This is a genomic window from Actinotalea ferrariae CF5-4, assembly GCF_000603945.1.
GTDB classification, from domain to species: Bacteria; Actinomycetota; Actinomycetes; order Actinomycetales; family Cellulomonadaceae; genus Actinotalea; species Actinotalea ferrariae.
Genome location: NZ_AXCW01000212.1, coordinates 1 through 2415, shown reverse-complemented (window position 1 = coordinate 2415; position 2415 = coordinate 1). Strand labels below are relative to the sequence as shown.

Here is a 2415-nt window from a genome sequence, read left to right as displayed (position 1 = left end):
TACAACCAGTGGACGCAGTTCGAGGAGTTCCCCCACTTCATGAGCGGGGTCCAGAAGGTCGAGCAGCTCAGCGACAGCCGGCTGCGCTGGGTCGCCGAGATCGGCGGCGTCAAGCGCGAGTGGGAGGCGGACATCCTCGAGCAGGTCCCGGACCAGGAGGTCGCGTGGGCGGCGAGCGAGGGTGCGACCAACGCCGGCGCGGTCCGCTTCGAGGACCTCGGCGGCGGTCAGACGCGGGTGCACCTGTCGCTCGACTACGAGCCCGAGGGCCTCGTCGAGAAGGCCGGTGACGCCCTCGGCGTCATCGGGCGGACCGCCGAGAAGGACCTCGAGCGCTTCAAGGCCTTCATCGAGGACGAGGGCTACGCGAGCGGCGCCTGGCGGGGCGCGATCGCGACCGCAGGCCACACCGGCACCCCGGACACCGACGACGCCGCGGCCTCCCGTGGCGACTCCGGCAAGGCGGGGATCTCGAAGAAGGCCGCCGCGGCCGGCCTCGGCCTGGCGGCCGCCGGTGTGGCCGCGATCGCCTCGGCGACCGGCAAGGACTCGGACTCGGGCGCGGCCACGACGGCCGTCCCGGACGACGCGCCCTTCGACCCGGCCACGCCCATCGGGGTCGAGGCCGGGGACCTCCACCGCGGCGACCCGAGCACCCCGGTCGCACCGGACGCCCGCACGGGCGTCGTCGACCCGACCGAGGGGCAGTCGGGCACCGAGTCCCGGCTCTGAGCCGGATCGACCGCGAGGGCCGGGGCACGCGCCCCGGCCCTCGCGGCGTCCCCGCCGGTGACCGCGTCGCCCGGGCCCCCGGATGCGCGGCTCCGCCGGACGCGCCAGGCTGCGAGGACACCGACCCGAGGAGCGCCCACCGTGTCCGCCCCCCGCTACCGACCGCCCCGGGAGAGCGCCTGGCAGCGTGTGTGGCAGCCCTTCTGGGTGCTCCCCGTCGTCCTGACGGTCGCCTCCGGTGTGCTCGCCGTCGCGCTGCCGGCGCTGGACCGCTCCCTGAGCGCCTCGGTGCCGTGGCTGTTCCAGGGCGGCCCGGACGGCGCCCGCTCGCTGCTGAGCACCATCGCCTCGGCGATGATCTCGGTCACCGGCCTCGTCTTCTCCATCACGATGGTGGTGCTGCAGCTGGCCAGCAGCCAGTTCACGCCCCGCGTGCTGGGGTCGTTCCTCGACAGCCGGGTCACCCAGTCCACGCTCGGCGTCTTCACGGGCACCTTCGTCTACGCGCTCACGGTGCTGCGCTCGGTTCGGGGCGAGAGCGACGAGCTCCAGGCCTTCGTCCCGCAGACGTCGGTCACCGCGGCCTTCCTCTTCGTGCTGGCGAGCGTGGGGTTCTTCCTCGCCTTCATCCAGCACATCACCAACTCGATCCGCGTCTCCCAGGTGGTGCTCGGCACCGCCGACGAGGCACGGGACGTCGTCGGCCGCCTCTACCCGCAGGAGCCGCCGGACGAGCCCGCCGACGACGGCCCGCCGCGCCCCGCCGCGCGCACGGTCACCGTCGGCGACCGCTCGGGCCACCTGCGGGAGGTCGACCTGGACGGGCTCCTGCGGATCGCCGCCGAGCACGACGTGCTCATCGAGGTCGTGCGGCAGATGGGTGAGTTCCTGCCGGAGGGCGGCCGCGTCGCCGTCGTGCGCGCGGGGTCGCACGCCGCCCTGACGGACGAGCTCGTCGAGGACGTCGGCAAGGCGGTCGTGCTCGCGCGGGAGCGGGGGGTGGGCCAGGACCCCGCGTTCGGCCTGCGCAAGCTCGTCGACATCGCCGAGCGCGCGCTGTCCCCGGCCGTCAACGACCCGACGACGGCGAGCCAGGTGGTCGACGCCGAGCACCGGGCCCTGCGGCTCGCCGTGCAGCGGTACGACCCGCCCGCGCGGCTGGTCGACGACGAGGGCCGCCTGCGGGTCGTGCACCGACCGCAGACGGTGGCGGACCTCCTGCAGCTCGCCGTCCGGGAGATCGCCCACTGGGGGCGCGACTCCCTGCAGATCCCGGTGCGGCTGCGCGCCATGCTCGACGACCTCGACGAGGTCGCCCTGCCGCGGCACCGGCCGGCGCTCGCGGCGGTCCGCCGGGAGATCCCCCCGGACCACCCCGAGGAGTCACCGCGGGATCGGTGAACCGCCCGTCGCCGCCGCGCACAGCGCGGCCGACCTCCTCGGAACCGTGCCCGCCGGCATGCTCGCGGCCGCCGCCGGGCTCCCCTCGAGCACTCCGGCAGTCGTGCCGTGCGTGCCCTGCGTGCCGGCCGTCCGCCGGGTGCGGAGCAGGGGCACGGCGGCCAGCGCGACGACGACGACGACCAGCGCGGTCGCCCCGAACAGCAGGAGCGGCCCCCCGACGGCGTACCCGAACCCGGACGCGGCGGAGGTCACCGTCGCGGCGAGCAGCCCCGCCGCGCG

General features: G+C 75.7%; 3 protein-coding genes. 2 read left to right on the top strand and 1 reads right to left on the bottom strand.

Annotated features, from left to right (window positions below; all coding sequences use genetic code 11):
- Together N866_RS14630 and N866_RS14625 are read left to right on the top strand one after the other, a co-directional pair.
- A partial coding sequence (locus N866_RS14630) for an SRPBCC family protein (RefSeq protein ID WP_081802678.1) occupies window positions 1-732 on the top strand: 732 nt, incomplete at its 5' end.
- A gap of 141 nt (window positions 733-873) precedes the next feature.
- On the top strand, window positions 874-2133 hold the full coding sequence (locus tag N866_RS14625) for a DUF2254 domain-containing protein (RefSeq protein WP_052023094.1): 1260 nt from the start codon (window positions 874-876) through the stop codon (window positions 2131-2133).
- Here N866_RS14625 and N866_RS21470 read toward each other — a convergent pair.
- The coding region (locus tag N866_RS21470) for a hypothetical protein (RefSeq protein ID WP_034227647.1) at window positions 2116-2415 on the bottom strand (300 nt) is incomplete at its 5' end. The genes N866_RS14625 and N866_RS21470 overlap by 18 nt on opposite strands.